We start from the raw sequence: 24,276 nt of genomic DNA, 5'->3' as shown, positions 1-24,276 counted from the left end.
CATGGGAAAATATAAAAGTATGGAGCCAAAACGGAGAAGTTCATTTCCTGGATCAGGGAATGAACTTTTTTATCGAGATGGAAAGGAGCCGTATATGAACGACATAAAAGCTTGCATCGTTCAGCGGGACCGGACGGTTCTACTGGAATGCGGCCACCCGGGATTCGAGGCGGCACGGGAAAAGCTGTCCCGGTTTGCGGAGCTGGTTAAAAGCCCCTCCTCGTTTCATACCTACAGAATTACACCCTTATCTCTTTGGAATGCAGCTGCGTTAGGCTGTACTGCAGATGAAATTGCAGACGACCTGAGCTCCTTGGCCAAATGGGGGATGCCGGCAGGACTTCAGCATGAGATCCATGAGCTCATTTCCAGATACGGTAAGCTTAAGCTGCAAAAGGAAAGACTAGACGGCGAAAGGCTGCTTCTCATGGCCTCAGATAGCTCTTTTATGGATGAAGTATTGTCACTCCCGGCGCTGGCTGATGTGAAACTGTCCCGCATATCACCAGTAGAAGCCCGGCTTGATGCGGCTACTAGAGGACGTCTCAAACAGGAGCTGATGAGGCAGGGATTTCCCGTGCTGGATTTGGCAGGCTATCATGAGGGGCAGTCTCTTAAGCTGGATTGGAACAGTGGGAATGACGGCGATGCATTTTCTTTAAGGACCTACCAACAGGATGCGGTGGAAGCATTTGAAGGGGTAACAGGTAGCGGAGGCAGCGGCGTGCTGGTTCTGCCTTGTGGTGCGGGCAAAACCGTCATCGGAATTGCGGCGCTGGAACGGCAGCAGTGCGAGTGCCTGATCCTGACATCGAATACGACCTCAGTGGAACAATGGATTCAGGAACTCACGAGCAAGACGACGCTGGAATCTTCTGATGTGGGCCAGTATACGGGCCAGAAAAAAGAAGTGAAGCCGGTAACCGTCGCTACGTATCAAATTCTGACTCACCGCCGATCTAAAGATGATGAATTTGAACATATGAAGCTGTTCAATGAACGGAATTGGGGGCTTATTATCTATGATGAGGTGCATTTGCTGCCTGCGCCGGTATTCCGGGCGACAGCCGACATCCAGGCCACGCGCAGGCTTGGGCTCACGGCTACGCTTGTCCGCGAGGACGGGTGCGAGCAGGATGTATTTTCTTTGATTGGTCCGAGGCGCTATGAAATGCCCTGGAAGGAGCTTGAGGCCAAGGGGTGGATTGCACAGGTGGACTGCTGCGAGATCCGAGTTCCGATGGATGCGGCCCTGCGTGAGAAATACCTGTATGCGCTAGGGAAAGAGAAATTCCGTTTTGCTGCCGAAAATCCGGCCAAAATTCATATCGTGAAGGAGCTGCTTCACAGACATCAGACAGCCGGCATTCTGGTGATCGGGCAATATTTGAAACAACTGCAAGCAATCGCAGAGGCGGTGGGTGCTCCGCTGATCAGCGGGAAAATGCCTCAGCAGCAACGAACGGCTTTATATGCTTCCTTTAAAAGAGGAGAGACCCCTGTGCTGGTGGTATCCAAGGTGGCCAATTTCGCCGTAGACCTCCCTGACGCTTCGGTGGCGATCGAAATCTCGGGAAGCTTTGGTTCGCGGCAGGAGGAGGCTCAGCGGCTTGGGAGATTGCTTCGCCCGAAGGCCGGAGATAACCGTGCATACTTTTACACCCTTGTTTCCGAAAGCAGCAGAGAAGAGGAGTTTGCCGTCCGTCGGCAGATGTTTTTGATAGAGCAGGGATATGAATATACGGTCCATTCCGCTAAGGAGGTACGATCCGGAACATGAACAACGATGAAGCGGAACATTATGAAATCTTAAAACCACTTGCGGCGCCCGACGCCGAACTGCTGCGGATGCTGGTCTGCCGGTTCGGGGGCTTGTCGTTCAGCGAGGAAGCCTGGCAAGGGCTGAGGGCCTTAAACCGGAGCGGGGCGGAGCTGAAGATGTCGTTCATTTATTTAAGAAAAAACGGCTGGGTTCGGGCGGTTAAAAAGTCATGGGGGGAGAGACTGTATTATATTCCGGTGGAGAAGCTAATTCAGGTCCTACCGGTCTTTTTTGAGCCAGTGTTTAAGCCTGTAAACCCGTCTGAGCTCGTGATCCGGTGCGAATCAGGACCCGGGCTTGCACTTGATCTGCTTCATTCGCTGGCCTTTGCAGCAGAGCAGGGGCTGCCCTTGACAGCCAAAGGGACGGTACATAAAAAGAGCTTGCTGAAAATGCAGGAGCTCAATTCTTTAAAGGACGGGCATCTGGGGCGTTTGGCTTTGCATTATGCCCATCAGGAGACGTGTGGTCCTGCGCCTGCCGTGGTGCTGGACCTGCTGTTATGTATGGGCCTGCTGACGAAAACCACTGCTTCTCTGCTGATTGAGGAGGAACGCTTGCGGGAATGGCTGAGCCTGACGGAGCGGGAGATGAACCAAGTACTGCTGCGGACAGTCTGTGAACGTTACAGCCCTAATGAAGCCGGCATGCAGCTGTTCCGCTACCTCATTTGCTTGCCTGGGCCACGTGAGGGAGAATGGTTTGATGTTTCTTCCGTTCTGGATTGGATGGATACTTATGACATGCTGAACTCGGAGACTAGCATGGAAAAGGCAGATGCCTGGCTGTACGCCCTGGCCGGATTCGGCTGGGGAGACGTCGCTGAAACCCGTGACGGAAAAATTGCTTTTCGCTGGAATTTAGATACAGGCTCGTTATTATACGAATCAGCAGTACATAGCGAGCAGGAAACCGAAAGGTTCTACGTTCAGCCTGACTTTGATATTATCTGTCCGCCGGGTGTACCGTTTCGTTTGCGGTGGAAGCTTTTAGCCTGTGTAGATCTGGTTCAATGCGACCGGGTATCCGTGTACAAGCTGACGAGGGCTAGTAGCGCTAGAGCGGTAGAGAAAGGAATGAGCGCAGCTGATATTCTAAGCTTTCTAGCGGAGAGCTCTGCTGGCGACATCCCGGGTCATGTAGCGGCCGCTCTTGGGCAGTGGGATCATGAGATCGGACGGACACGCTTTGAGGAAGTCGTTCTTCTGTCCTGCTTGAGTGAAGATGAAGGGAATTTGATTGCCGCCAATCCTCGCCTGACAGATGGGATCGAGCGGATTGGTCCGAAGCATTTCATCGTTCAGGCTTCGCAGACGGCAGACTTACGCAAAATATTGGAGAGCATGGGACTTGCCCCGCTCAAAAACACCTTCAGCCAGGACCGCCAAGAGCCGGAATATCCGCTGATTCATGACCATGGGATCCAATCCGGGGTGGAAAGAATGGGCTTGCTTTATGAAAGCTTCTATGAGAATCAAGGCTTGGTCTACAGCGGCCGGAATGTACATTTCTTCGAGGCTGACAATGACATTCCCGATCCAGCTTCCCTTTTTCCGGGATATGAGCAGATCCCACCGCGGTGGATGAAGGATTACCGAAGCTACCACAGCTCGACCGCTCAGAATATCGTGGAGCAAGCACAGAGCTGGCAGACGCGAGTGCTTTTGCAGCATAGAGGAAAAAAGGCGGAATTTGCTCCGGTTTCGATTAGCCCCAGTCCTTGGCGTGCCGAAGGCATTCTGCTTGATCTGGAAACAGGAAGGTTCGAACCTCTTGAGCTCTTTTCCGAGGATTTGGGAGAGCTGAAGCTGTTATTGCCTTCTTTTGTATGATATTTGTCCTAGCAAGGAAGTACTGAAATCCCTCTTCTTAAGGGAGAACGGTTATGATATGATAGAAGAGTCCGCTCCTACCCGAGTGGAACTTTTATAGAATTGGGATGAATTTCATGAGCGTATCTGAGGTGCAGACGATGGACATGGCTGCCGTACTGATGAACGCCTATGAATTAGGCGATATGATCAATCAGTCCGTCGAAGTGTCTGATTATTTATATTGGAAGCAGCGCGTAAACAATAGCCCTAGTGTTCAGGAGCTTGTCCGTCTGCTTGCAAAGAAGAAAGAACTCTTTGAAGAAACACAGCGGTTCGGACATTTTCATCCGAATTACCACAGTGCCAAGGATGAAGTTAAGGCCGTGGAGGAGCAGCTGGAGCAGTTCGAAGAAGTAGCCCGCTTCAAGCAAGCGGAGAAGAATCTGGATGATATGCTGCATCAGATGTCCGAAATGATCGCTTTTTCCGTATCGGACACCATCAAGGTGCCAAGCAATGATCCGAATCCGAAACGCGGCTGCGGTGGCGGCGGCAAATGCGGCTGCGGCGGTTGATCATAAAAGAGACAGAGAATAAATAGTGAGGTGGGAAAAGATGTTTGCAGAACGAACAGGTTACATCATTTGGGTAACGGATGTTAAAGCGGCTAAAAATCTTGAGAAATACGGGACCGTTCATTATATTTCGAGACGTATGCATTATGTGGTGATGTATGTAAACGCCGATCGTGCCGAAGAGGTCGCCAAAAATATCCGCAGGCTTTCTTATGTGCGAAAAATTGAGCGCTCTTATCGAAACGAGATCAAAACGGAGTATACCAAGGATGTTCCCGATAAAACCAGATTTTATGGCCTGTAGTCGAACGGGCCGTTCCTTCTGCCACGAACGTGGTCTTCCCACCTGAAAAAAGAGTATTATCAGCAGAGCAGCCCGCTGGGCTGCTTTTTTTTCGCTTAAAACCTGTTTAACTAGGAAAAATGATCTATTCGATGAAAAGCGATATGGACTTATATTATTATATTAAAAAATCGGAATGATTGATAGAAACGCGAATATAGTCTATTAAAAGAAGCTTTTTACAATGCGAGAATCGCCCGGGAATCTATCAATTTTAAGACATTATGCTTGTGTAACATGTGGTAATGATGTAATATAATAGGCAAATGTACTTAGATATAAAGTCCTATGTGGTGGAGAGTGATGTTCCATGCGCGACAAAGGAATGGAAAGATGGAGCACTTATGAACCATTCTACGTTGTTCTGGGTGATAAGAGGGTTGCTGACATTGTCATAACCAATCATGCAAAGAGAAGATATAATGACCGCATTCAGAGCGGAGACAACCAGAACGATGACATTGCAGCATGGATGTGGGAATGTCTGAAGCAAAACCGGATGATCCCCTATTACCGCAATGAACAGGACGTTTATCTGATTGACGAGGATTTAGTCGTTGTAGCCGAATTTACTGAAATCGAGGGCGAGCAGGACATCAGCGGTAATCCCTTGCATAAAATGATCGTGGTTACGTTTCTGGGACGTATGTCCGAGACCATCGAGCTGAGAGATTTGAAATCTTATTACTCCTGGTTGCGCCATTCCCGGAGAATGACTTTGATCAAAAGTACACGCAAGCGCAGATAACGATACATAAATATGAGTAAAGTAGAAACATGGGGTCCGAATCACGGACTCCATGTTTTTTGTATGCCGGCTGCGGATCCTGTACAATAATTGAACATAAACAGAACAATCAGGAGGGAATAACCATGAATCATGCGGAAGGGAGATGCGACTTGCATACCCACACGCTGGCTTCGGACGGAATGCAGAGTCCGGCGGATAATGTAAGGCTCGCTTATGAAAAAGGACTGTCGGCTGTAGCTATCACAGATCATGATACTGTGGTAGGCATTCCGGAGGCAACTGAAGAAGGGGAACGCTGCGGCGTGACCGTCGTACCGGGAGTGGAAATCAGCACCCGTGCAGGCGGAAAAGATATTCATGTGCTCGGGTACTATGTGAACTGCACGAATGAAGAGTTTCTGAAGAGGCTGGCTGATTTAAGAAACACAAGGGAAGAGCGCAACGTTAAAATGATTGCCAGACTACAGGAGCTCGGCGTTCAGATTACGCTCGAAGAGGTGATTGCCGGACTTGGCAGGGAACTTCGTCCGGATGAAACGGTCGGAAGGCCGCATATGGCGGATGTCATGGTTAAAAAAGGTTACGCACAGGATATGAGAGATGCCTTTAACCGTTATCTAGGGGAGGATGCGCCGGCTTATGTTTCGGTTCCGCGGATTTCCCCGCAGGAAGCATGTAATTGGATCCGTGAGGCCGGAGGGGCGCCGGTGCTTGCTCATCCGGGTATTTATGGTGATGACCGTTTGGTGAGAGAAATACTGGAGCAGGCCCAGCCTGCGGGGATTGAGGTCTTTCATTCCGATCATGGAAAGGCCGAAGAGGAACGCTACCAGGCTATGGCGGATGAGTACGGATTAATCGTTACAGCAGGCTCGGATTTTCATGGGGCAAGGCAGGGCGTCATATTCCACGGCGACATCGGCAGCCGTTCGGTTCCCGTATCGGTACTGGATCAGCTGAAGCGAGGCGTCTAGCGGGTAGGTAGATCTGTAAGTCGACAAAAAGCTGCGCGTCAAGTCTTGAGAGACTGACGCGCAGCTTTTTTACGGTTATTTTTATTTATTTCAAAGCGCTCGCAAGACTTTTGATCCGTTCATTGTCCGGAGTAATCACAAGCGTCTTTTGATGATCGTAGATCACAAAACCCGGCTTGGCCCCATTCGGTTTGTGGACATGGCGGATCAGTGTGTAATCGACAGGGACGCTGCTGGATTCCTTGGCCTGACTGTAGAAGGCCGCAAGCAGCGCTGCTTCCTCCAGTGTTTGATCGCCGAATTCGGTGCTGCGGATAACGACGTGTGAGCCAGGGATATCCTTGGTATGCAGCCACGTATCGTTTGAGCTTGCCAGACGGTTGGTCAAATATTCGTTTTGCAGGTTGTTTTTTCCTACGTATATTTCGATGCCTTCCGATGACGTGAACACATGCAGTACAGGGCGGTCATTTTTCTTCTTTTTCTTGACTTTTTTGCTGCGGTCGCGCAGATAACCCTGCTGGATCAGTTCCTCGCGGATTTCGTCAATATCGCTCATGGAGGCGTAGGACAACTGCTGCAGGAGCTCATCCATGTAGCGGATTTCCTCCTTCGTTTTCTCCAGCTGCTCTTTAATGACCACCAGGCTGTTTTTATACTTGTTGTATTTTTTGAAGTAGCGCTGGGCATTGTCCGAAGGCGTAAGCAGCGGATCAAGCGGGATGGCAACTTCCTTCTGATCCTCATCATAGAAATTGACGAGCACCGCGGTTTTGTCGCCTTTCTGCACCGTGTGGAGCGAAGCGAAAAGAAGTTCTCCATAAATGCGATACTGGTCCGCGTCATCGGCTTCGGATAGATCCTCGTGCAGATGATCCAGCTTCTTCATATTTTTGGAACGTTCATTCTGCAGAAAGCGGATGAGATCACTGACCTTTTGTTTGATGGTGTCGCGCTCCGCCTTTTCCCCGTAATAATTCTCCATACAGGCGCTCATCGACTCATATTGCTTAATGTCATCCTTCAGCAGCGTCAGGTTTACCGCGGAAAAAATCATTTTTCCTTTGGCGTTGGCGCCAGTGACCGGTGTGTATTCGTTCTTTTGAACAGGCTCCATCACTGTGTTAAAAGCTTCCCATAAAGCGGAGGTACGCTGGTATACTTCGTCATCGCTCACCTGAAGCTCATACTTACCCGGGGTCCCGGAACGGTGAACGATTTCCTGCGCAATAAGCGGGCTTACCCCGCTGAATGTATCGACAATCCACGAAACGGGCTCCTCGACCTCCGAGCATTTAACGAAAAATTCCTTGCGCTGCGCCGTGAGTGGATTCAGCTTGTGCTGCTGCGGCGGCTCGGTATATCCGAAGCCTGGCATGACGATCCGGTAGCTGCTGATACTTGGTGTGACATGGTGAATCCCGTCCAGGATGTTCCCGGTTGCGTTGTCGGTCAAAATAATGTTACTGTGGCGTCCCATCAGCTCAATAATAATTTTTTTGGTGGATACGTCTCCAAGCTCATCGCGCTGGCGAACGGTTAGATGGATAATTCTCTCCATCCCCACCTGGCTTATTTCCTCGATGATTCCACTTTCGCAGTGCTTGCGCATCAGCATGCAGAACATCGGCGCCTCCTGCGGGTTCACGAAGGTCCGTTCCGTATAATGGACACGGGGGTAGGTCGGGTTGGCCGACAGCAGTAGTTTGACGTTGCCCTCGCGCGTGCGCAGGTGAAACAGAATATCATGGTCGTTTGGTTGATATATTTTGCTGATCCGGGCTCCCCGGCAGGCTTCGAGCTCATGCACGATCGCCCTTGTTACAATTCCGTCCAGTGCCATTGTGATAATTCTCCTATCTATGATTTTGCGAAATTTCGTTTATTCCATTGATATCTTCATTGGTCCAAAAACCGTCTTCTCTATGATGCCATAGTTTGCGCAAAAACTTAAGAGGCGCCTTCTGTGATATTTCAAGTCCTGTCCGAATACATTTACGTTAGAACAGGTGGAAAAGCTGTCGGTACCTCCGGCAGCAGCACAAAGAGCGGGAGGGAAAGGGAAGCATGGAACAAAGAGCATGGCATCAGATGAATACCGAGGATCTGCAGCAGGTTCTGAGCGTACAGCCGCAGCATGGCCTTACGGAAGAACAGGCTGACGAACGAAGAAAGCAGCATGGAAGCAACGAGCTGTCTGAAGGCAAAAAGATCTCTCTATTCGCGCTGTTTTTGAATCAGTTCAAGGATTTTATGGTTCTGGTGCTGATGGGGGCCACGCTGGTGTCCGGACTGCTGGGCGAATATCTGGATGCCATTACAATTATCGCAATCATATTGCTGAATGGCGTGCTGGGGTTTATCCAAGAATTTCGGGCCGAGCGCTCTCTGAATGCGCTGAAGCAGCTGTCTGCCCCGTCAGCGAAAGTGCTTAGAGGTGGCAAAACGATATCGATACCGGCTAAAATGCTGGTTCCGGGCGACATCGTGATGATGGAAAGCGGAGACCGGGTACCTGCAGACGTGCGCTGGCTGGAAACCAGCAGCTGCTATATTGAGGAGTCGGCATTGACAGGCGAATCGGTCCCTGTAGGCAAGCACAGTCAGGCCATTGCCGAATCCGAAGTGCCGCTGGGAGATCAGAAGAACCTTGGCTTTATGGGAACGATGATGACAAGAGGAACGGCTAGAGGAATGGTTGTCCGGACGGGCATGAATACGGAAATGGGCAAAATCGCCGACCTGATCCAAAATACCGATACACAGCAAACACCTCTTCAGCATCGGCTGGAGCAACTTGGCAAGCTGCTGATTATTCTCGCCCTCGGACTCACCGTCATGGTTGTCATCGCGGGTATTTTACACGGACAGCAGCCGGTAGGCATGTTCCTTGCAGGCGTCAGCCTTGCTGTCGCCGCAATTCCCGAAGGGCTTCCGGCCATTGTGACTGTCGCATTGGCTCTTGGCGTACAGCGTATGATCAAGCGAAAAGCTATCGTCCGCAAGCTTCCTTCGGTAGAGACGCTTGGATGTGCATCGGTGATCTGCTCCGACAAGACCGGCACCCTGACTCAGAATAAAATGACCGTCACCCGGCTGTGGATCGGAGGCCGGACTCTGGAGGTTACTGGAGACGGGTATGCACCAACAGGTCAAATTTTGGAAAAGGGCAAGTCGATCGACATTCGAAATGATCAAGGGCTGCGCCGCTTGCTTCAAATCGGAGCACTCTGCAACAATGCCGAGATCTTTGAAATGCAGCCGGTAGAGCCAAAGGGAAAACGCAAGGGCAAGGAAGAACCTGCAGGTCCTCCCGTATGGGGACTCAAGGGGGATCCAACCGAGGGAGCGCTCATTACGCTGTCCTCCAAGATGGGTATGACGTCCGATTCTTTGACGGGACTGTACAAGCGCGACCAAGAGTTCCCATTTGATTCTGAACGAAAGCTCATGTCCGTTGTGCTCAGCCATCAAGGCGGTAGGCTGCTGTGTACCAAAGGAGCACCGGACGTGCTTTTGAATCAATGCACATATATTTTATGGGAAGGAAATGTAGTTCCGTTTACCGCTACGCTGAAGCAGAAAGTGCTTGCAGCCAATGAGCAGATGGCTTCGGAGGCGCTGCGCGTGCTGGGGACAGCATACCGGGATATCCGCGCCCATGATTCGCTAAGTCATGAGAAGGAAGCGGAAAGCCAGCTCGTATTCGTCGGCTTGGCCGGAATGATCGATCCGCCGCGGCGTGAGGTCCGTGATGCGATCAGTACATGCCGGCGTGCCGGAATCAAAACGGTCATGATTACAGGGGATCACGGGACGACGGCAGAAGCGATTGCTCATCAGCTTGGCATCATGCCGCGCGGCGGTGTGGCGATATCCGGTCAGGATCTGAACCGGATCACTGACGATGAACTGGATACCAAGGTGGATAATATCTTTGTATATTCCCGCGTCTCGCCGGAGCATAAGCTGCGCATCGTGAAATCCCTTCAGCGCAAGGGGCATGTGGTCGCGATGACCGGCGACGGCGTGAATGATGCGCCTGCCATTAAGGCCGCAGATATCGGGATTGCTATGGGTATTACTGGAACGGATGTAACCAAGGAAGCATCGTCGCTGGTGCTTAGCGATGACAACTTCTCTACCATCGTGGCCGCCATCGAGGAAGGCCGGAGCATTTACGAGAACATCCGCAAATTCATCCGTTATCTACTCGCATCGAATGTGGGCGAAATATTAACGATGTTTTTCGCGATGATGATGGCTTTGCCGCTCCCGCTGCTCCCGATTCAGATCTTATGGGTCAACCTGGTGACGGATGGTTTGCCGGCCATGGCTCTGGGCGTGGACCAGCCGGAGAAGGATTTAATGGAGCATAAGCCGCGGGGGGCCAGAGAGAACATCTTCGCCCGCCGGCTTGGCTGGAAAATCATCAGCCGCGGCTTTCTGATTGGACTATGTACGCTCGGAGCCTTCTGGCTTACGCTGAGAACCGATCCGGGCAATGCAGCACAAATCGCCAAAGCTCAGTCCGTGGCGTTTGCCACTTTAGTACTGGCCCAGCTTATCCATGTGTTTGACTGCAGAAGCTCACGCTCTATCTTCCACCGTAACCCGCTGCAGAACAAATATTTAGTTCTTGCCGTTTTATCCTCCGTCGTATTGATGCTTGGCGTGATGTACATTGAAGCGATGCAGCCTATTTTCAAGACGGTACCGCTCGGCTTCCGCGAATGGGCGATTTCGATTGTTGCTGCAGGCATTCCGACCTTCTTGATGGGAGCCGGTAGCGTATGGGGCGGCAGACGCCAAAAACGCAAAGGCGGCGGTGGACGCTTCGTGGCGAAAAGTACAAATATTCCGGCATAAAGTTAATACATTTTCAGCCATCCTTACGATATGCTAGTGATCAGTAAACAAGCAGAACTAAGGAGTGGCAAAAGCCAATGGAATTTACGAAAATGCATGGTCTTGGCAATGACTTTATTGTGATATATGGCGAGCAGGCTCTTCCCGATCATGTGGCGGAACTTGCCGTCAAATGGTGTGACCGTTATTTTGGCATAGGTGCAGACGGACTGGTGTATATTCTCCCTTCCGAGCAAGCGGACTACCGAATGAGAATTATCAATTCGGACGGAAGCGAAGCGGAACAGTGCGGAAATGCCATCCGCTGCGTGGCCAAATACGTATACGATCACGGCTATGTACAAAGAGAAGAAATCACGATCGAAACGCTGGGGGCAGGTGTACAGAAGGTTTCCATTCACACGGATAACGGAAAGGCAGCTGCGGTCACTGTAGATATGGGCGAGCCGGTGCTTGAAGGCCTGAAGATACCAACAACGATTGATTCCACGCCTGTCGTCGACGTTCCGCTTGAGGCAGAGGGAGCATCGTTCCAATTTACAGCGGTTTCCATGGGCAACCCTCACTGCGTGATTTATGTGGATGATGCGGTAAGCTTCGATCTAAATACGTGGGGGCCGAAGCTTGAGGTACATCCTTTGTTTCCAAAAAAAGTGAATGTCGAGTTTGCGACGGTTTTGGACCGTCAGACGATCGATATGCGCGTTTGGGAGCGCGGAGCAGGCCCGACGTTTGCTTGTGGCACCGGTGCATGCGCGACGCTCGTGTCATCGGTGCTGAATGGCAAAACAGACCGTAAAGCAGAGGTACGTCTGAAGGGCGGCAGTCTCTTTATACAATGGAATGAACAGGATAATCGCGTTTATATGACAGGCCCTGCGGCGTTTGTATATACCGGGAATGTAGCGCTATAAATTTTGAAGAGACCGAGATTCATTAAAGAGCTTGCTGATCCAGCCTGCGGGCAAGATCGGCAGGCTTTTTTTGGCCCTGAACGATTATTTCTAAAATTCTATTAATTCCGTCCTAATAGGTAGGATTATAAAGGGTTTTGTGATACATTAGTATGAAACTACGGTCAGGTTGGGGGAATAGGAATGAAGCCGGATTTGCGCAAGGTGTTGGATACTCAGGTGCTAGTCGGGGATGGAGCGATGGGTACCTTCTTATATCAGATGGGTTTTCCAGTAGGAATTTCCTATGAGGAACTAAACTTGGTATCCCCGGATGTCATCCGGGATGTTCACCGCCGTTACATTGAAGCGGGTGCACAGGTGCTTGAATCGAATACCTTTTCTGCTAACTTTGACAAGCTGTCCAAGTACGGGCTCGAGTCCAAGGTTAGCGAGATTAACCGGGCAGGTGTGCGTATTGCTCGCGAAGCTGCCGGGGATACCGGTTACGTGGTCGGAGCTGTGGGTTCAATCCGGGGCGGCAAGCGGACGAATGTATCCACCACTGAGCTTAAAAAGTATTTTGAACAGCAGCTTGGGGCGTTGTTAAGCGAGGGTGTGGATGGCATCCTGCTCGAAACTTTTTATGATGTGGAGGAGCTTGCGCTCGCTTTGTCTATCACGCGACGCTTGACCAGTTCTCCCGTCATCTGCCAGTTTGCAGTTGAGGACGTAGCAAGAACGCTGGACGGTTATACCATGCCCGAGGCTTTCCGGATCATGCAGCAGGAGGGGGCCGACGTGATCGGTTTCAACTGCCGCACAGGTCCTAATGGGATCATGAGTGCAATGAAGACTCTTGAGGGCCATCTTCCAGCTCCGATGTCCGTATATCCGAATGCGGGCGTTGCCGATTACGTGGACGGAGAATACCACTACGGAGCCGGTCCGGAGTATTTTGGTCAAATGGCCTTGAAATTTGCGGATCTGGGCTCCCGAATTATCGGCGGCTGTTGCGGCACCACCCCAGCACATATAGCGGCAATTGCCAAAGCGCTCGAAGGCTACATACCACAGGCCGTGGTATATGAGCCTATTCCTGAACAGGCAGCTCCACTTGTTATCCATGAACATCTGCAGCTGGAAGAAGAAAGCCAGGAGCAGCGGGAACCAAGTCTGGTGGATTTGGCTAAGCAGCGCCACACTGTGATTGTGGAGCTGGATCCTCCACGCGATCTGGATATTGCCAAATTCATGCAGGGAGCCGAAAGACTGAAGCAGGCCGGAGCGGATGCGCTTACCCTGGCCGACAACTCCCTTGCCGTGACACGTATGTGCAATATGGCGCTCGGTCATCTGGTTCAGGCTCAAACAGGGTTAAGACCTCTGGTTCATATTGCCTGCCGTGACCGGAACTTGATCGGCACGCAGTCGCATATGATGGGGCTGGATGCGCTTGGCATCGACCATGTGTTGGCCGTAACCGGTGATCCGGCACGCTTTGGTGATCTTCCAGGGTCAAGCTCGGTATATGATCTGACTTCTTTTGAGATTATACGAATGATCAAGCAACTAAATGAGGGCATTGCTTTTTCAGGCAAGCCGCTAAAACAAAAAGCCAAATTCGTGGTAGGCGCGGCGTTTAACCCGCACGGCAAACATCTGCACAAAGCGGTGGCGCGCCTGGAGCGTAAAATTGCCGCAGGGGCCGATTATATCATGACCCAGCCTGTGTACGATCCTGAGCTAATCCGGGCTGTAGGCGAGGCGACAAGCCACCTGGACATCCCTATATTTATGGGAATTATGCCGCTGGCAAGCGGAAGAAATGCAGAGTATTTACACAACGAGGTTCCGGGCATTCAGCTGTCAGATGATGTCCGCGGGCGGATGGCTGGGCTTGAAGGGGAAGAGGGCAGAGCCATGGGGGTTCAGATCGCGAAAGAGCTCCTGGACGTGGCCATGGACCATTTTAACGGCATCTATCTGATGACTCCGTTTATGCTCTATGAAATGAGCGCGCAGCTTATTGAGCATGTATGGGCCAGATCCGGCCGGATATCGCCCCCCTTGTTTCGTTGATCGTAATCAATTACAATAGTGTAATGGATGTGGTGCCGATGTCTTTTAGCATGACCGGTTACGGTCAATCAGCCCTCCAGCACGGAGGGTATAAAGTAGTATTTGAAGTGAAGTCCGTCAATCACCGATACTGCGAAGTTGTGCTTCGTCTACCGCGTGAGTGGACATGCTTCGAGGACACTTTGCGGAGAACGGTGCAGCAGTATGTGAAGCGTGGTCGGGTTGACGTTTACGTTAACAAGGAAGAGAGCGATGAGCATGCTCCACAAGCCATGCTCAATGAGCGAGCCGTACAAACGTATTTGCAGGCGGCGCAGCATCTTTCGCAGAAGCATGGTCTTGATGGCGAGCTGACTGTGAAGGATTTGTTGTCTCTTCCCGGCGTTTGGATCGCCCCCGAGCATAGCTCTTTACCGAGTGAATCCGATTTGGATGAATGGGGAACTGTTCTGGAAAGCGGCCTTCGTAAGGCGCTGGAAGGACTTACAGCCATGCGAAGCCTGGAAGGAAAGCATCTGGCTACGGACGTAGAGCAGCGTTTAAGCAAGCTTCAGGTTCTGCACGGTGAGATGCTGCAGCTGGCACCAACAGTAGTCGAGGACTACCGTAATAAGCTCAAACAAAGGCTGTCTGATCTTAATGACGGTTCGTTTACCTTTGATGAACATAAATTTGGCATGGAAATTGCTATTTTCGCAGACCGTTCCAACATTGATGAAGAACTGATACGGCTGCAGAGCCATTTTGAGCAGTGCAAGGGATTGCTGCGTGCGGATGAACCGGTCGGAAGAAAGCTGGATTTTCTGATTCAGGAAATGAACAGGGAAGTCAATACGATTGGATCGAAGGCCAATCATCTGACTCTGGTAAACCGTGTTGTCGAAATGAAGGCGGAACTGGAAAAAATTCGCGAACAATTGGCCAATATAGAATAAATCGGCAATTTCGACAGAAAACAGACGAGAGTCAAATGTATAGGGGGATAAACCTGGTTATGGCAATCAAACTCATTAACATCGGCTTCGGAAATATTGTATCGGCTAACCGAATCATTTCCATTGTAAGCCCCGAATCAGCACCCATTAAACGAATCATTCAAGAAGCAAGAGACCGTCATATGCTGATCGATGCGACCTACGGACGCCGGACGCGTGCCGTGATCATTACAGATAGCGATCATGTCATCTTGTCCGCGGTGCAGCCGGAAACGGTAGCCCACCGTCTGTCGAGTAAAGACGACGATAATGACGAATAACGAGTTGGGGAGTAATATGTCAAAAGGAATATTGTTTGTATTGTCCGGACCTTCAGGGGTCGGAAAAGGAACCGTCTGTACTGCACTCAGAGGGAAACTTTCGGAGCTCGTGTATTCTGTGTCTGCGACGACGCGGAGTCCAAGGCTTGGCGAGGAAGATGGAGTGAATTATTTCTTCAAGACCCGCGAGCAGTTTCTGGATATGATTCAGAACGATCAGCTTTTGGAGCATGCGGAATACGTGGGGAACTATTACGGAACACCGCGTGACTTCGTGGAGAAGACGCTCGAAAGCGGCAAGGATATTATTTTGGAAATTGAGGTGCAGGGAGCGCTTCAGGTAAAGGAAAAGTTCCCTGGCGGAGTCTTTATTTTCCTGCTGCCGCCATCACTTGATGAGCTGAAGGACCGTATCCAAGGACGCGGTACGGAAAATCAGGCAACGATCGATCACCGTATGTCGGTTGCAGTCGATGAAATCAGTCTGATGGAGCATTATGACTACGGTGTCGTTAATGACGAGATTGATTGCGCGTGTAAACGAATAGAATCTATTATTGTAGCCGAACATTGTAAGGTGAAACGATAGAACGAGATTTTTTTAGACTTTAGAATAAGAAGAGGTGGCAGTAACATGTTGTATCCTTCGATTGATGAAATGATGAATAAAGTCGACAGCAAATATTCGCTGGTGGTCGCTGCTTCAAGACGTGCCAGACAGCTGCGTGAAGGAGAGAAAACCGTACTCAAACATCCGAAATCACATAAATTCGTGGGTGTGGCTCTTGAGGAAATCTACGGTGATCTTATTCTAATCGTTTCTGAACCTGCATCGGAGAAAGACGAAATCAAGAAGCGTTAATTAACGGATTATAGGATCATAAGGCTTCAGCGGTGCTGAACCATTCTATAATCGCAGGAGGAGGCGAGCATGGGTCCATGCCGGTCTGCTTCTTGTCTAAGCGTCAATAGACGCTATAACGAATACAACCGCAAGGTTGTATTTTTTTCTCTATTTCTGGGTGAAAGAGGGGATTTCGATGTTAAGCGGCAAAACGATTGTGCTTGGCGTTACCGGAGGGATTGCGGCATATAAAGCGGCCAGTCTCTGCAGTAAATTGACCCAAAAAGGGGCGGATGTACACGTCATTATGACGTCCTCAGCCAAGCAGTTCATTACGGAGCTGACGCTGCAAAGCCTGTCCAAGAATGCGGTGTTCAGCGACACTTTTGATGAAAGAGATCCGTCTGTGGTCTCCCATATCCGTCTGGCAGATGCAGCTGATTTGGTGCTGATCGCTCCGGCGACAGCCAATATGATCGGCAAAATGGCCCACGGCCTGGCTGATGACATGCTGTCCACCACACTACTCGCGACGATGGCACCGGTTATGGTTGCCCCAGCCATGAATGTACATATGTATGGGCATCCAGCGGTTCAGGAAAATATGAGAATATTGGAGCAGCGTGGCGTGATGATGATCGAGCCTGGCGAAGGACTGCTGGCCTGCGGCTATGTCGGCAAAGGACGCATGGAAGAGCCTGAAAGCATTGTGGCCGTGGTGGAACGCTATTTTGCAGACAAAGAACAAGTGAAACCAGGGCTTTTGCAGGGGAAAAAAGTTGTGGTCACATCAGGGGGCACCATCGAGCGGATCGACCCTGTGCGATATATTACGAATGATTCCTCCGGTAAAATGGGCTTTGCCATTGCCAAAGCTGCACGAGAGATGGGCGCAGCGGTGTACCTGATCCATGGTCATACCGATACGGCTCCACCGGCTGGGATCGATGCTGAGGCGGTACAATCTGCGGATGATATGTACCAGGCTGTGCTGAAGCATTGGCAGGACTGCGATCTGGTTATCAAGGCAGCGGCAGTAGCGGATTACCGTCCAGCCGAAACCTCGAGCAGCAAGATCAAGAAGAAAGGCGATATGATGACGCTTGACCTCGTCAAAACGGTGGATATCCTGGAGCAGCTCGGAAAAAACAAAACGAACCAGTTCCTGATCGGTTTTGCTGCCGAGACTCATGATGTGGAAGTTTACGCTAAGGATAAGCTGGTTCGCAAAAATTGCGACCTGATTGTCGCCAATGATGTGACAGCCGAGGGAGCAGGCTTCCGTTCGGATACCAATATTGTACAGGTGTATGACGCAAAGGGTCTTGTGGAGCAGATGCCTGTCATGTCCAAAGATGAAGTCGCGCGGAGGCTGCTGACCATCGCAGCGGAACGCATGAACGGAGCGGTAAATTGATGGTACTGCCGCAAGTGGCCAAAGTCATCGTCGATGTTCCCGTGAAGGATACCGACCGTCCATTTGATTATCTTATCCCAGAATCCATGCGAGCATGGGTCGAGATAGGCAGCAGGGTCGGAGTTCCTTTCGGTCATAGAACCGTTCAAGGATTTGTGGTAGGGCTGCAAGATGAGCCTTCCCCCGGCGGCATGCGTCTGAAGGCGATACAGGAAGTGCTGGACGTTGTTCCACCTTTATCGTCCGAGCTGGTCAAATTGGCTGAGTGGATGAGCCTAAAATATGCTTGCCGCTATATTACGGCCCTTCAAGTGATGGTTCCGACTGCCTTGAAAGGAAAGGCTGAACGGTATATCTCGCTTGGCGAGGGATCGGAATCTACGCAGGAAGAAGATGAATACGCAGGAGCGCTGGTACGGATTCCTTGGGAGCCGACGGAGGAAGCCCAAACGATTATGGCATATGTCAGGCAAAAAGGGGAAGTCCCGGCCCAGCAGCTGAGCCGTATTTTTCCGGACAGTGCAGATACGATCAAGTCCCTACTTCGTACAGGAGTACTTCAGGAGAATCAGTCCATTAAAGACAAGCTCCAGAAGAAAACGCTCAAGGCCGTTGATTTGGCTGTGGATGCAGATGAAGTGATCGCGGCGCTTGATGATTTTCCAGCCAAGGCTCAGCGTCAGAGGGAAGTGCTGCATTTTATTCTCGAAATGAAGGATTTGCTGCCACTACCGTTAAAAGAAATTCTGACCTCGCTTCAGGTGTCGGCTGCTACCGTCAAGGGGCTTGCGGACAAGGGATTGATCAAGGTCGAGGATGTGGAAGTGTTCCGTGATCCGTATAGGGGACGCCGATTTAAGGCTTCGACCCCGCTACAGTTGAATGATGAGCAGCAGCTGGCTTACGATCGTATTCGGGATACACTGGATGCCCACCGTCATGGCACATTTCTTCTCCATGGCGTAACGGGCAGCGGCAAAACGGAAATCTATCTACAAACCATCCAGCACTGCATCGAGCAGGGGCGTCAAGCCATTGTTCTCGTTCCGGAAATTTCGCTGACGCCGCAGATGGTGGAACGGTTTAAGGGCCGTTTCGGGGACCAGGTTGCCGTTATGCACAGCCGTTTATCAGGCGGAGAACGCTATGATGAGTGGCGGAAGATCCGCGAAGGCAAAGTGAAGGTAGCGATCGGTGCGCGTTCCGCGGTGTATGCGCCGTTCGAACAGATCGGACTCATCATCATGGATGAAGAGCATGAAACCTCCTACAAACAGGAGGAAAGTCCCAAATATCATGCGAGGGATGTGACGGTCAAACGGGCGCAGCAGCATGGGGCTGCCGTTATTTTGGGCTCGGCGACGCCTTCATTGGAGAGTTATCATGCAGCCCGTTCACAATCGGATGACGACTTTGCGCCGATGCTGCTGGAAATGAAGCACCGGGCACTCGGTAACGAACTTCCGGCCGTACAGATCATCGATATGCGGGAGGAGCTGAAGGAAGGCAACCGTTCCATGTTCAGCCGCTCACTGCATCAAGCGATTCAGGTTAGGCTGGAACGGCAGGAGCAGATTGTGCTGCTCTTGAACCGGCGGGGATACTCCACCTTTGTCATGTGCCGGAGCTGCGGCTACGTGGCAGGCTGTCCGGAATGCGACATTTCCTTGACTTATCATCAAAAATCGAATAATCTTCGCTGCCACTACTGTGGTTATGCCGAGCCGGCGCCATCCATATGTCCGGACTGCGGCAGCGAGCATATCCGGTATTTCGGAACAGGCACGCAGCGTGTGGAAGAAGAGCTCGCCAAGCTATTTCCTGGCATCCGTGTCATTCGTATGGATGTGGACACAACCACGGAAAAAGGATCGCATGAAAAGCTGCTCAAGCAGTTCCGCGACAAGAAAGCGGATGTGCTGCTCGGCACGCAAATGGTTGCGAAGGGACTGGATTTCCCAGACGTGACGCTCGTTGGTGTCATTACCGCCGATTCCGCCCTCAATCTGCCGGATTTTCGCGCAGGCGAGAAAACCTTCCAGCTCTTGACGCAGGTCGCCGGGCGTGCGGGACGCCATCAGCTTCCGGGAGAGGTCATGATCCAATCCTACACGCCGGATCACTATTCGATCATCCATGCCAGCGGGCATGATTATCATTCGTTCGTCCGGGACGAGCTGAAGCATCGCCGCAATCTTCATTATCCGCCTTACTGTCGTCTGATTCTGATCACGCTGACCCATGAGCAGCTTCCCCTGCTGGTACGCATGGCTGAAAATATGGTGTCCGTGCTACAAGGAAAAGCAAGACAACGCGGCTGGTTTGGCAGCCTGGACCGGCTTATGACCGACGCATTTGACGTTCTTGGACCGGTCGCTTCGCCCATTCCCCGGATAAAAAATAGATACAGATTTCAATGTATGGTAAAATGGCGTGGGAATATCGATGCCGTCGGGCTGGTGCGGGAAGCGGCCGAACAGCTTGAGGATACGGCACATAATCAAAAGCTTCAGATCAGTATTGATGTGGATCCGCAAATGCTTATGTAATCCCGTCATATGAAATGAACTAAGGAGTAACCAAATACATGAGGATTAAGTAGGAATCCTGACATGAATACCCATAAGGAAGGTGTCATCATGGCAATCCGCATTATCGTAAAAGAACCTGATGCAGTACTGCATAAAACAGCAAAAGAAGTAAAAGAGATTACCCCCAACGTTAAGAAACTGCTGAGTGACATGGCTGAAACTATGTACGATGCGGAAGGCGTCGGCCTTGCCGCTCCGCAGGTCGGAATCCTGAAACGTCTGATCGTTGTGGACGTGGGTGACGATCACGGCTTGATCAAACTTGTGAATCCGGTAATCGTTGAGAAGGAAGGGGAACAGTTCGGACCTGAAGGCTGCCTCAGTATTCCTGGAATCAATGGGGATGTGCGCCGCGCAGAGAAGGTTACCGTGAAGGGACTGGATGAAAACGGCAAAGAGGTTACCATTACAGGTACCGGCCTGTTGTCCCGCTGCTTCCAGCACGAGATCGATCATCTGGATGGCGTTCTGTTTACCGACATTGCCGAAAAAGTATACGATTACGTGCCTGAACGTTCCGGAAGGGAGTAATGCTTCATGAATATCGTATTCATGGGGACACCGGCTTTCGCTGTCCCCAGTCTGCGGATGCTTCTGGATGAAGGGTACAATGTCGTTGCGGTCGTAACCCAGCCAGACCGGCCTCAGGGACGCAAAAAAATATTGATGCCAACTCCGGTCAAAGAGGTCGCTCTGGAGCATGGAATCCCCGTTCTTCAACCGCAGCGCATGCGCAGTCCCGAAGCTGTAGCGGAGATCGCAGCCTATAAGCCGGATTTGATCGTGACCGCTGCATACGGTCAGATCGTTCCAAAGGCACTCCTGGAATTGCCTGCTAACGGCTGTGTAAATGTTCATGGTTCTCTCCTTCCAAAATACAGAGGCGGCGCACCGATTCAACGCTGCATCATCAATGGGGAGAGCGAGACGGGAGTCACGCTGATGTATATGGCTGAAGGGCTGGATACCGGAGACATGATCGCCAAGGTCAAGGTAGCGATTGATGAAGAGGACACCTCCGGCACGATGTTCGAAAAGCTCAGCATTGCCGGAGCTGCGCTGCTCAAAGAGCAAATGCCGCGCCTTGCATCCGGACGGCTTGAGGCCGAGGTGCAGGACGAGCAGCAGGCCACCTATTCGCCAAACTTAAAGCGTGAAGATGAAAAGATCGATTGGAACGCGTCAACCCGTGATATTTATAACCAAGTCCGGGGTCTGGTGCCATTTTCGGGTGCCTTTGCTCTCTGGAATGATGAGGTGTTTAAGGTCTGGTCCACTCGCAAATCGGACAAAGCTTCCAAGGAAGCTGCACCGGGAACGGTACTTCAGCTTACAGACCAGGGAATTGAAGTCAAAACGGGTGACACTTCAATTTGGCTGACCCGTGTTCAGCCAAGCGGCAAAAAGCAGATGGAAGCGGCTGAATTCGGCCGTGGAAACACGATGCATGCAGGGATGGTGCTGGAGTGAGCGGAGGTAACCGTCAAGGCGGCAAGACACGGGTATCGGCCCGTGAACTTGCCATGGATGTTTTGACACGGGTTGAACAGGAAGGAGCCTATAGCAACTTGCAGCTGAATTCTGCTTTGCAGCGGGCTTCCCTGTCCAGAGAAGATACGGGGCTTGCGACTGAGCTGGTATACGGCACGGTCGCCAGACTTAACACACTGGATTATTTTCTGGAACGTTTTGTAGCCAAAGGACTGAATAAGCTGCAGCCATGGGTGCGGAGTTTGCTGCGGCTCAGCTTGTATCAAATGATGTACCTGGACCGGATTCCTCCACATGCCGTCGTCAACGAGGCGGTTAATCTGGCAAAGCGCCGGGGACATCAAGGAATATCTGGAATGGTCAATGGAGTGCTGCGGAACATACTGAGAAACCGGGAGCAGCTTGTACTTCCGGAGGATCTTTCGCCTGCTAAGCGGATTGCGCTTGAGCATTCCCATCCGCTGTGGCTTGTGGAACGCTGGATCAGCCAATATGATGAAGCAGTTGCAGAAGCGATCTGCCGGGCGAATAATGAGCCACCTGCTGTCAGCGTCCGGGTCAACACGACAATGATCAGCCGGGATGAGATGCTGGCCGAAATGAAAGAAGCAGGGCTCGATGCTGTTCCTTCCTCACTTTCGCCGGAGGGAATTCTGGTGCTGAGCGGAGGCAATATGGCTCTATCGGACTGGTACCGTGACGGGCAAATTTCGGTACAGGATGAGAGCTCCATGCTGGTAGCAGGCGCCGTCGGACCGGCGTCCGGCATGAAGATACTGGACTGCTGCGCTGCTCCGGGCGGCAAAACGGCCCATATAGCGGAGCTTATGAAGGATCAGGGCGAGATCATCGCTAATGATCTGCATGAGCATAAGCGGAAGCTAATCGGCGAGCAGGCCGAAAGATTGGGTCTCGATACCATCCATACCGTGACGGGGAACGCGCTGGAACTGGTTCAAAAGTATCCTGCGGGTTCATTCGACCGGATTTTGCTTGATGCTCCCTGTTCGGGTCTTGGCGTCATCCGGCGCAAGCCCGACTTGAAATGGACGAAAACAGCCGGGGATATCGGCGAAATTGCCAGTCTCCAGCGTGAGCTGCTGGATTCTGTTTCTTCGCTGCTTCGTGTCGGCGGGATTCTGGTATACAGCACCTGCACCATCGACTCAGAAGAGAATGAAGGAACGGTACAGCATTTTCTGAAGACACATCCCGGATTTGGACTTCCGGAGGATGCCGGCGAGGAATGGAGTAAGCTGCATTCCAAGACGGAGGGGGTAGGCGTTCAGATTCTGCCGCAGGATTATCACAGCGATGGTTTTTATATTGCCAGACTCCAAAGATTCTCCTAAACTATTGTCATAAGACATGAATGATGCAGCTTATATGATCCCGCTGGGCCTATAGCTTTGGCGGGGTTTCTCTTTTACCGCTACTTTTATTTGTGTTAAAATAGGAAGAATGAGAAACAATATGCATATGAATGATAAAAGACAGGTGTGATAAAATGAAGCCTTTTATATATGATTTGAATCTGGATGATCTCCAGGAGTGGGCAAAAGAAAATGGTGAGCCTTCTTTCCGGGCGGGTCAAGTTTTTGACTGGCTTTATGTAAAGAGAGTGAGTAATTTTCAGGAAATGACCAACTTGTCCAAGGAACTGCGCCAAAAGCTTGAAGACCAGTTCGAATTTGTGACCCTGAAAGAAATTACCAAGATGGAATCGAAGGATGGAACAGTGAAGTTCCTCTTCGGTCTTCATGATGATCATGCGATCGAGACGGTTATTATGAAGCATAACTACGGGAACAGCATCTGCGTAACAACGCAGGTGGGCTGCCGCATCGGATGTACGTTCTGCGCCTCGACGCTGGGCGGGCTCAAACGGAATCTGACGGCTGGTGAAATTGTCGCACAGGTGGTTCAGGCCCAAAAGATTTTGGATGAAAGGGACGAACGCGTCAGCAGCATTGTTATCATGGGCTCCGGTGAGCCATTCGAAAACTATGAAGCTACGATGAAGTTCCTCCGTATTATGATCCATGAAAAAGGCCTTAACATCGGCCAGCGTCATATTACCGTATCCACCAGCGGGATCGTTCCGAATATTTACAAGTTCGCCAATGAGGACACCCAGATCAATCTGGCGATTTCCATTCATGCGCCGAACGATATGCTGCGCTCCAAGCTGATGCCGGTGAACCGCCGCTATCCTTTTGAGGATGTGATGGAGGCGCTGCGCTTCTATCTCGCTAAAACGGGCCGCCGCATCACCTTTGAATACGCCTTGATCGGCGGGGTGAATGACCAGCCGGAGCATGCGCTTGAGCTGGCTACCGTACTGAAGGACATGCTCTGCCATGTCAATTTGATTCCGGTAAACTATGTGCCTGAACGTAAATACGTTCGCACCTCGCGCAATGATATTTTCAAGTTTCAGAAAGTGCTCGCAGAAAATGGCGTAAATGTAACGATTCGTCGTGAACAAGGCCACGATATCGCGGCTGCATGCGGGCAACTGCGTGCCAAGCATATGGAGTTGAGGTGAGAGAAGC

Annotated in this window: 20 protein-coding genes; 19 read left to right on the top strand and 1 reads right to left on the bottom strand. The window is 51.1% G+C overall.

Going from position 1 to position 24,276, the window contains the following annotated elements; genetic code table 11:
• Positions 1-94: 94 nt before the first annotated feature.
• The 6 genes from MUG84_RS05930 to MUG84_RS05905 all read left to right on the top strand — a co-directional run bounded on the left by MUG84_RS05930 (position 95) and on the right by MUG84_RS05905 (position 6,279).
• Positions 95-1,780: a DNA repair helicase XPB gene (locus tag MUG84_RS05930; RefSeq protein ID WP_244721751.1), complete on the top strand. Its 1,686-nt coding sequence runs from the start codon at positions 95-97 to the stop codon at positions 1,778-1,780.
• Entirely contained in the window at positions 1,777-3,654 is a 1,878-nt protein-coding gene (locus tag MUG84_RS05925; RefSeq protein WP_244721750.1) for a helicase-associated domain-containing protein, read from the top strand. The genes MUG84_RS05930 and MUG84_RS05925 overlap by 4 nt, the downstream gene beginning before the upstream one ends.
• A gap of 116 nt (positions 3,655-3,770) precedes the next feature.
• On the top strand, positions 3,771-4,211 hold the full coding sequence (locus tag MUG84_RS05920; RefSeq protein WP_244721747.1) for a YlbF/YmcA family competence regulator: 441 nt from the start codon (positions 3,771-3,773) through the stop codon (positions 4,209-4,211).
• Positions 4,212-4,251: 40 nt separating this feature from the next.
• A complete protein-coding gene (locus tag MUG84_RS05915; RefSeq protein WP_244721744.1) occupies positions 4,252-4,515 on the top strand; it encodes a YlbG family protein in 264 nt (87 codons plus the stop codon).
• A gap of 349 nt (positions 4,516-4,864) precedes the next feature.
• Positions 4,865-5,302 carry a hypothetical protein gene (locus MUG84_RS05910; RefSeq protein ID WP_244721741.1) on the top strand — a complete coding sequence of 146 codons (438 nt, stop codon included), beginning with the start codon at positions 4,865-4,867 and terminating at the stop codon, positions 5,300-5,302.
• A 125-nt stretch (positions 5,303-5,427) separates the two neighbouring features.
• The gene (locus tag MUG84_RS05905; RefSeq protein ID WP_244721738.1) at positions 5,428-6,279 is read left to right on the top strand and encodes a PHP domain-containing protein; all 852 of its coding nucleotides are present in this window, start codon (positions 5,428-5,430) and stop codon (positions 6,277-6,279) included.
• 85 nt (positions 6,280-6,364) lie between these two features.
• Here the strand turns inward: MUG84_RS05905 and MUG84_RS05900 are convergent, their stop codons facing one another.
• Entirely contained in the window at positions 6,365-8,122 is a 1,758-nt protein-coding gene (locus MUG84_RS05900) for an Rqc2 family fibronectin-binding protein (protein ID WP_244721735.1), read from the bottom strand.
• Between the two features lie 224 nt (positions 8,123-8,346).
• Between MUG84_RS05900 and MUG84_RS05895 the strand changes: the two genes are divergently transcribed.
• The 13 genes from MUG84_RS05895 (at position 8,347) to rlmN (ending at position 24,269) form a co-directional block, all read left to right on the top strand.
• A complete protein-coding gene (locus MUG84_RS05895) occupies positions 8,347-11,148 on the top strand; it encodes a calcium-translocating P-type ATPase, SERCA-type (RefSeq protein WP_244721733.1) in 2,802 nt (933 codons plus the stop codon).
• A 77-nt stretch (positions 11,149-11,225) separates the two neighbouring features.
• The gene (dapF, locus tag MUG84_RS05890) at positions 11,226-12,062 is read left to right on the top strand and encodes a diaminopimelate epimerase (RefSeq protein WP_244721731.1); all 837 of its coding nucleotides are present in this window, start codon (positions 11,226-11,228) and stop codon (positions 12,060-12,062) included.
• A 183-nt stretch (positions 12,063-12,245) separates the two neighbouring features.
• The gene (locus MUG84_RS05885; protein WP_244721728.1) at positions 12,246-14,123 is read left to right on the top strand and encodes a bifunctional homocysteine S-methyltransferase/methylenetetrahydrofolate reductase; all 1,878 of its coding nucleotides are present in this window, start codon (positions 12,246-12,248) and stop codon (positions 14,121-14,123) included.
• Between the two features lie 38 nt (positions 14,124-14,161).
• Positions 14,162-15,058 (top strand): YicC/YloC family endoribonuclease, encoded by an 897-nt coding sequence (locus tag MUG84_RS05880; RefSeq protein ID WP_244721725.1) that lies wholly within the window; start codon positions 14,162-14,164, stop codon positions 15,056-15,058.
• A gap of 59 nt (positions 15,059-15,117) precedes the next feature.
• Entirely contained in the window at positions 15,118-15,378 is a 261-nt protein-coding gene (gene remA, locus MUG84_RS05875) for an extracellular matrix/biofilm regulator RemA (protein WP_006209218.1), read from the top strand.
• Positions 15,379-15,394: 16 nt separating this feature from the next.
• Complete coding sequence (gene gmk, locus MUG84_RS05870) at positions 15,395-15,967, top strand: guanylate kinase (protein WP_244721722.1); 573 nt, start codon at positions 15,395-15,397, stop codon at positions 15,965-15,967.
• 45 nt (positions 15,968-16,012) lie between these two features.
• A complete protein-coding gene (rpoZ, locus tag MUG84_RS05865; protein WP_244721719.1) occupies positions 16,013-16,240 on the top strand; it encodes a DNA-directed RNA polymerase subunit omega in 228 nt (75 codons plus the stop codon).
• 178 nt (positions 16,241-16,418) lie between these two features.
• Positions 16,419-17,639, top strand: coding sequence for a bifunctional phosphopantothenoylcysteine decarboxylase/phosphopantothenate--cysteine ligase CoaBC (coaBC, locus tag MUG84_RS05860; protein WP_244721716.1), 1,221 nt, complete (start codon positions 16,419-16,421; stop codon positions 17,637-17,639).
• The gene (gene priA / locus MUG84_RS05855) at positions 17,639-20,188 is read left to right on the top strand and encodes a primosomal protein N' (protein WP_244721713.1); all 2,550 of its coding nucleotides are present in this window, start codon (positions 17,639-17,641) and stop codon (positions 20,186-20,188) included. Before coaBC ends, priA begins: the two co-directional genes overlap by 1 nt.
• A gap of 90 nt (positions 20,189-20,278) precedes the next feature.
• Complete coding sequence (def, locus tag MUG84_RS05850) at positions 20,279-20,761, top strand: peptide deformylase (RefSeq protein WP_244723303.1); 483 nt, start codon at positions 20,279-20,281, stop codon at positions 20,759-20,761.
• A 6-nt stretch (positions 20,762-20,767) separates the two neighbouring features.
• On the top strand, positions 20,768-21,700 hold the full coding sequence (gene fmt / locus MUG84_RS05845) for a methionyl-tRNA formyltransferase (RefSeq protein ID WP_244721710.1): 933 nt from the start codon (positions 20,768-20,770) through the stop codon (positions 21,698-21,700).
• Positions 21,701-21,753: 53 nt separating this feature from the next.
• Positions 21,754-23,073, top strand: a complete 1,320-nt coding sequence (rsmB, locus tag MUG84_RS05840) for a 16S rRNA (cytosine(967)-C(5))-methyltransferase RsmB (protein WP_244723301.1) — start codon at positions 21,754-21,756, stop codon at positions 23,071-23,073.
• 155 nt (positions 23,074-23,228) lie between these two features.
• Positions 23,229-24,269: a dual-specificity RNA methyltransferase RlmN gene (gene rlmN / locus MUG84_RS05835; protein ID WP_244721708.1), complete on the top strand. Its 1,041-nt coding sequence runs from the start codon at positions 23,229-23,231 to the stop codon at positions 24,267-24,269.
• The last annotated feature ends 7 nt before the right edge of the window (positions 24,270-24,276 follow it).

The organism is Paenibacillus mangrovi, from assembly GCF_022898935.1.
Lineage (GTDB): Bacteria > Bacillota > Bacilli > Paenibacillales > Paenibacillaceae > Paenibacillus_AQ > Paenibacillus_AQ mangrovi.
Note: the sequence above shows the minus strand (reverse complement) of the source record. Positions and strands in the feature narration are given on the sequence as shown.

Coding starts and splice junctions, on each gene's coding strand:
- MUG84_RS05930 (WP_244721751.1), top strand. CDS start 95: ATGAACGACATAAAAGCTTGCATCGTTCAGCGGGACCGGACGGTTCTA.
- MUG84_RS05925 (WP_244721750.1), top strand. CDS start 1,777: ATGAACAACGATGAAGCGGAACATTATGAAATCTTAAAACCACTTGCG.
- MUG84_RS05920 (WP_244721747.1), top strand. CDS start 3,771: ATGAGCGTATCTGAGGTGCAGACGATGGACATGGCTGCCGTACTGATG.
- MUG84_RS05915 (WP_244721744.1), top strand. CDS start 4,252: ATGTTTGCAGAACGAACAGGTTACATCATTTGGGTAACGGATGTTAAA.
- MUG84_RS05910 (WP_244721741.1), top strand. CDS start 4,865: ATGCGCGACAAAGGAATGGAAAGATGGAGCACTTATGAACCATTCTAC.
- MUG84_RS05905 (WP_244721738.1), top strand. CDS start 5,428: ATGAATCATGCGGAAGGGAGATGCGACTTGCATACCCACACGCTGGCT.
- MUG84_RS05900 (WP_244721735.1), bottom strand. CDS start 8,122: ATGGCACTGGACGGAATTGTAACAAGGGCGATCGTGCATGAGCTCGAA.
- MUG84_RS05895 (WP_244721733.1), top strand. CDS start 8,347: ATGGAACAAAGAGCATGGCATCAGATGAATACCGAGGATCTGCAGCAG.
- dapF (WP_244721731.1), top strand. CDS start 11,226: ATGGAATTTACGAAAATGCATGGTCTTGGCAATGACTTTATTGTGATA.
- MUG84_RS05885 (WP_244721728.1), top strand. CDS start 12,246: ATGAAGCCGGATTTGCGCAAGGTGTTGGATACTCAGGTGCTAGTCGGG.
- MUG84_RS05880 (WP_244721725.1), top strand. CDS start 14,162: ATGTCTTTTAGCATGACCGGTTACGGTCAATCAGCCCTCCAGCACGGA.
- remA (WP_006209218.1), top strand. CDS start 15,118: ATGGCAATCAAACTCATTAACATCGGCTTCGGAAATATTGTATCGGCT.
- gmk (WP_244721722.1), top strand. CDS start 15,395: ATGTCAAAAGGAATATTGTTTGTATTGTCCGGACCTTCAGGGGTCGGA.
- rpoZ (WP_244721719.1), top strand. CDS start 16,013: ATGTTGTATCCTTCGATTGATGAAATGATGAATAAAGTCGACAGCAAA.
- coaBC (WP_244721716.1), top strand. CDS start 16,419: ATGTTAAGCGGCAAAACGATTGTGCTTGGCGTTACCGGAGGGATTGCG.
- priA (WP_244721713.1), top strand. CDS start 17,639: ATGGTACTGCCGCAAGTGGCCAAAGTCATCGTCGATGTTCCCGTGAAG.
- def (WP_244723303.1), top strand. CDS start 20,279: ATGGCAATCCGCATTATCGTAAAAGAACCTGATGCAGTACTGCATAAA.
- fmt (WP_244721710.1), top strand. CDS start 20,768: ATGAATATCGTATTCATGGGGACACCGGCTTTCGCTGTCCCCAGTCTG.
- rsmB (WP_244723301.1), top strand. CDS start 21,754: ATGGATGTTTTGACACGGGTTGAACAGGAAGGAGCCTATAGCAACTTG.
- rlmN (WP_244721708.1), top strand. CDS start 23,229: ATGAAGCCTTTTATATATGATTTGAATCTGGATGATCTCCAGGAGTGG.